This window comes from Lutimonas sp., assembly GCF_051011215.1.
Taxonomy (GTDB): domain Bacteria; phylum Bacteroidota; class Bacteroidia; order Flavobacteriales; family Flavobacteriaceae; genus Lutimonas.
Genome location: NZ_JBPCUJ010000116.1, coordinates 1 through 5827, shown reverse-complemented (window position 1 = coordinate 5827; position 5827 = coordinate 1). Strand labels below are relative to the sequence as shown.

Sequence of the window (5827 nt, the reverse complement as noted above, 5' to 3'; positions counted from 1 at the left end):
CACATGGATTTTCAGTCCATTGCTCTACCAACTGAGCTAAGGTACCATCCGTTAAATCGGGTGCAAATATAAATTTATTTTTTATTCTTTTCCAAACAATTCATTAAAATTTCTATTGTACTTTTGCTTTTCATATCATCCTGCCATGAATTTAGTTATTGATATAGGAAACACCTTAATAAAAGTGGCTGTTTTCGAAAAAGAATTTCTCCTTTTCAAAGATCAATTTCAACAAGATACAGTATTATCGGGTATACGATCGATTACAGAACAGTACGAAATTAAACATGGTATTATTTCTCATGTAGCGGCACTGGATAGCAACATCATGAATAAAATCAAAGATCTGGTCAATTTGATCGTCTTAAATCATGACACCAGGATTCCATTTAGCAATAACTACCTAACCCCCAAAACCTTAGGAGTCGACAGGCTGGCTTTGGTAGCCGCTGCAAGCAAGCAGTTTCCAAAACAAAACACCTTGATTATTGATGCCGGATCATGTATTACATTTGACTTCTTGAATGAATTCAATTCATATACCGGAGGGGCTATTTCTCCAGGCATCGAAATGCGATATAAAGCAGTCAATCATTTTACATCTAACCTTCCTTTATTAAAAAGAACTGAACGGATACCTTCTGTTGGTGATTCAACAGAAAATGCAATTCATCAGGGCATTTTAAACGGAGTGATTCTTGAAATCGAAGGCGTGATTAGCCAATATTTAGCAAAAAATCAAAAATTAACAGTAGTTTTAACAGGAGGGGACACAATTTTCTTGGCAAAAAACTTAAAAAGTAGCATATTTGCCACTCCAAATTTTTTATTGGAGGGATTGAATAGTATTTTGATACATAATATAGACGAATGATAAAAGATATAATAGTAATTGCTATTCTTTTTATATCAACACTAAGTTTTTCACAAGCAACCAATTCATCTCCTTATTCTTTATTCGGAATTGGAGATCAGGCACATCTTAAAACGGTTGAGGAAATTTCGATGGGACAGATGGGTGGAGCATTAAATAGCGAATATCAATTGAGCTTTACGAATCCTGCATCTTACGGATCGTTGAGATGGACAACCTATGTTTTCGCAGGGGGTAATAAAACGAATTATGTGGATGATGGAGAAAACAAACAAACAAGTTCTGCTGCTGCACTTAGTTATATTGGCTTAGGAATACCAATCAGAGGTAATCAGGGTCTTGTGATGGGGCTTCAGTTGAACAGTGCCGTAGGTTATTCATTAGTGGATCAGAGATTTGATGATGATGGAAATCTACTTGAACTAGACAGGTATTATGGTAATGGAGGAACAAACCGGGCCTTTCTTGGGTACGGATATCAGTTTCCTTTTAATTTATCATTAGGTGTGGAGTTTGCTTATATCTTCGGAGGAATAGACAATAATGTCTTAAACAGAAGAGACAATGTACAGTTGGCAACCCAGCACCTTACAGACTCTAGAATTACCGGTACTACTGCCAAGGTTGGAGCGCATTATGCTCCTAAAATCAGCGAAAATCTACGTGTGAAATTTGGAGTGGCTCTTGATTTGGAATCTACATTGAATGAAGATGGTGATGTACTCCTTTATACGATTGTAAATGACGAAGATGCGATTGGGCTTCCAGTTGACACTTTGGCAAGTTCTGAATACAAAGCAACTATTACTTCTCCACTTAAAACTGCTCTTAGTGCTGGAATCGGAGAGGATCATAAATGGTTTATTGGAGCGGAATACACGTTTCAGGATCCGCTTGATCTGAGTGGTGGTATTTATGATGATGTCAGTTTTTACAGGTATGATAAGTTTTCAAACATTTCTGTAGGTGGTTTTTATACCCCTAATAGAATGTCTATTAGTAGTTACTTTAAAAGGATGACTTATAGGGCCGGATTTAACTATCAGAAGACAGGCTTAGTGGTCAATGACACTGATATTGACGAATATGGCATATCTTTTGGTGTAAGTTTACCGATGGGATTAAAAATTTCTAACGTAAATTTGGGTTTTGAACTTGGAAGAAGAGGGACAACAGATAACAACTTAGTCGAAGAAGAGTTTTTCAACTTCAGGTTAAGTTTATCACTTAATGATAAGTGGTTTAGAAGACAAAAAATTTATTAATATTAACAAATCTTAAAAATGAAATTAGCAAAGGCGGTATTGATTGTGATGGCTCTATTCCTTACTGGAGGAAGTTTTAACATCTACGGGCAAGACAAATATGGTAGTGAACCAGACAAGTGTAAAACGAACTTATCTCTGTTTCATGAAGCAGTTAAAATGAAAAACTATGAGGCAGCAATTGAGCCTTGGGAATGGTGTGTTGAAAATTGTCCAACAGCTTCTAAAATTATCTATAGTGATGGTTTAAAAATGGCTGAGGCAAAATATGATGAGGCTGCCGGAGTTATCCCTGTTAAAAAAGGTGAAAAGATTGAGACCAATGATTATATATTTAAGGTCGAGAAAAAATATTATGACACTTCAAAATCCAACAAAGAAGAAATGTCAAAATATGCGATCGACGTCATTCTGGTTTATAATTTAAGAGTGAAGCATTTTCCTGAAAACCTTGGAAAAGTTTATAGTGATTGGGCCAATTTCTTATTCAAAAGAGCCGTACTTGAAAATTTGATCTTAAAAGAAGAAATTTTTGACAAATTAAGTTTGTCTTTCAAAGCCGATCCGACTGGGATGAGTGTAAAGAATCTTGGTAAATATTTCCAAACTGTTACTGATATTGAAAAAGATGTAAATCCTCAATTAGTTTTCGACACCTATGATGATATTACAGAGGCCGTAACTTTAAAAATGGATAAGTATTCAAGAGAACTCGATGTTATAAATGAGAAATTGGCAAAGGGTGGTGAACTTACTTCCAAAGAAAAAAGCAAAAAAAGAGCAAGAGAAGTTAATTTAAGAGCCTTAGGGCAGGTTGAAGGATACCTTGACAATACCTTAACTGAAGTTGCTACTTGTGACAGATTGATTCCATTGTATAAAGACAATTTTGAAAAAAACAAGAACAATGCGACTTGGTTAAAAAGAGCGGTTTCAAGGTTAAATCAAAAAGAGTGTACTGATAACCCAATTTATCCTTCAATGGTTGAAGCCTATGTAAATGCTGCACCTTCTTCTGATGCTTTTGTATTTTACGCAGGGATTCTTATGGAACAGGGAGATTCCAATAAAGCCATTGAATATTTCAACAAGGCAATTGACTTGGAACCAGACAATTATAAAAAAGCAAAATATTACTATAGAGTTGCATTGATCTTTAAGAAGAAAGGATCTAGATCTAAAGCAAGAGAATATGCAAGACTTGCCATCAAGCAAAGACCAAGTATGGGAAGTGCTTATTTGTTAATCTCTAATTTGTATGCATCAAGTGCCAATACTTGTGGAACGGATGAGATTTCAAAAAGAATGGTATATGTAGCCGCCGCCGACAAAGCGAGACAAGCCAAAGCTGCAGATCCGGGTATTACTTCTACAGCTAATAAATACATTAAAAGTTATATGGCCAGTGCTCCTTCTAAAAAACTAGTTTTTACCGAAGGACTTGAATCTGGTTCTACACATAAAGTTGGATGCTGGATCAACGAATCAGCAAAAATCCCTTAGTCTTTTGAATGTTTAAAAAGATTACATACCGTTTGTCAAACATTGCTGCTATTTTTATAGTGGCAATGTTTTTTTCATGTGGTAATGATATAAAGGAAGTTCAGGACTTTTTAGCTGAAAAAAACCTGCCAATTGGTGCTGCAAAAAATGTCCATCTTATCCATACTGATTCTGGTGTTGTAAAAACCATTCTCACAGCACCGGTGATGCATGATTTTTCAAACAGAGAAGATCATCCTTACACCTTGTTCCCTGAGGGGGTGCAAATTGTTAGTTTTGATAAAAAAGGAGATTCGGTAATCCTCACTGCGGGCTACTCCATTTCTTTTACGAATACGAATATCTCAGAAGTAAAAGACAGTGTTAAAATTGTCAATCCAGCTGAAAAAACCAAATTATTTACAGACCAGCTTTTTTGGGACTCAAATGAACATTATATTTATACTGAAAAAAATTTCACGTTAATCACAAAATTTGATACGATCCATGGCAAGGGCTTTGAATCTAATGAAGACCTCAGTCGTGTAAATATGAAATCAATCAAAGGAAGTGTCTACGTTGAGGAATCTCCCTAATTATGGCTAAATATTTTAAATTTTTTGAAATTGCATACCTTGTAATTGCAATTGTATTTATTGTTGAATCTATTCTTCGATGGAATTCAGATCCCAACAAGGCATATATCTTTCTTGCCTTTGCGGTATTAGCTGTCTTTATGTATTTTTTCAGGAAAAAGTATCGGAAACGTTTTCAAAAGCACGAACGTAAAGAATGATCATTCAATTAATCATCATATTTATTTCGGTGCTTTTGTCAGCTTTTTTCTCAGGTATGGAAATCGCATTTGTGTCTTCCAACAAAATGCATCTTGAACTTGAGAAGAAAAAAGATACTTTATTAGCAAAGATCCTGAAAAGGCTCACCCAAAAACCAAGTCGATTTATTACTACCATGCTAGTTGGCAACAATATTGCTCTGGTAATTTATGGGTATTTTATGGGTGACCTGCTCATGAATTTTTTTAGAGAGGATATCAACAATGAATTTTTATTATTACTGACCCAAACGTTTATCTCGACTATTATCATTTTAATTACAGCCGAATTTCTTCCAAAGGCCGTATTTAGAATTTACGCCAATGAAAGCATGAAGATTTTTGCCTTTCCGGCTTACTTTTTTTATTGGCTATTTTATGTCATTTCCAAACTGATCACTGGTATTTCTGACTTTTTTTTACGTGTACTTTTTAATGCCAAAGAGGACAAGATACAACCTGCATTTTCCAAAGCAGAACTAGGACATTATATTGATGAGCAATTGGAGACGGCTGAAGACGAAGTTGATTCAGAAATACAAATATTTCAAAATGCCCTTGAATTTCATAATGTAAAGGCCCGGGAAGCCATGATCCCCAGAACGGAGATCATCGCTGTAGAGGTTCATGATTCGACCAGGAATCTAAAACAACTATTTATGGACACCGGTCTTTCCAAAGTAATGGTTTACAATAATTCTTTGGACGACATCATTGGCTATGCACATTTCTTTGACCTTTTTAAAAAACCAAAAAATATAAGGTCTATTCTTTTACCCATTGAGATCGTTCCTGAGACAATGATGATTCACGACATTCTTAATGATCTTATTTTGAAAAGCAAAAGTGTTGCCATCGTATTGGATGAATATGGTGGTACTTCAGGCCTAATTACCATTGAAGATATCATTGAAGAACTCTTTGGAGACATCGAAGATGAACATGACAGTATTAAGTTACTCGAAGAAAAAATAAACGACAGGGAATACAAATTCTCTACAAGATTGGAAGTTGATTATATCAATGAAATCTACAGCCTTGACTTGGAAGAAGATAGCAATTATGAAACCCTCGGTGGATTAATCGTAAATCATACTGAGAATATCCCATCAACCGGTGAAGTCATCCAAATTGACAACTACCAATTCACCATCTTAAAAGAATCTGCTTCTAAAATTGAAGAGGTCTATTTAAAAGTTTTATTTAAAGACACATAGCCCCATTTTTAGCCTAAAAATTTAGTATTAAACTCCTTTCATTATTAAAAGGTAAATTGTATTTTCGCAACCTAAATTTTTTAACAGAAAAGAAAATGGCAGTATTATCGAAAATTAGAGAGAGATCATTATTTTTAATCATCATAATTGCATT

The 5827-nt window shown here is 34.9% G+C and carries 5 protein-coding genes; all 5 read left to right on the top strand.

Going from position 1 to position 5827, the window contains the following annotated elements; genetic code table 11:
- The first annotated feature begins 145 nt into the window (after positions 1-145).
- The 5 genes from ACR2MV_RS11040 (at position 146) to ACR2MV_RS11020 (ending at position 5673) form a co-directional block, all read left to right on the top strand.
- Positions 146-874 (top strand): type III pantothenate kinase, encoded by a 729-nt coding sequence (locus tag ACR2MV_RS11040; protein ID WP_434021972.1) that lies wholly within the window; start codon positions 146-148, stop codon positions 872-874.
- Positions 871-2139: a hypothetical protein gene (locus ACR2MV_RS11035; protein ID WP_434021971.1), complete on the top strand. Its 1269-nt coding sequence runs from the start codon at positions 871-873 to the stop codon at positions 2137-2139. The genes ACR2MV_RS11040 and ACR2MV_RS11035 overlap by 4 nt, the downstream gene beginning before the upstream one ends.
- Before the next feature lie 18 nt (positions 2140-2157).
- The gene (locus ACR2MV_RS11030) at positions 2158-3642 is read left to right on the top strand and encodes a tetratricopeptide repeat protein (RefSeq protein WP_434021970.1); all 1485 of its coding nucleotides are present in this window, start codon (positions 2158-2160) and stop codon (positions 3640-3642) included.
- A gap of 8 nt (positions 3643-3650) precedes the next feature.
- Entirely contained in the window at positions 3651-4217 is a 567-nt protein-coding gene (gene lptC, locus ACR2MV_RS11025) for an LPS export ABC transporter periplasmic protein LptC (RefSeq protein ID WP_434021969.1), read from the top strand.
- Between the two features lie 196 nt (positions 4218-4413).
- Positions 4414-5673 carry a hemolysin family protein gene (locus tag ACR2MV_RS11020; protein ID WP_434021968.1) on the top strand — a complete coding sequence of 420 codons (1260 nt, stop codon included), beginning with the start codon at positions 4414-4416 and terminating at the stop codon, positions 5671-5673.
- Positions 5674-5827 lie beyond the last annotated feature (154 nt).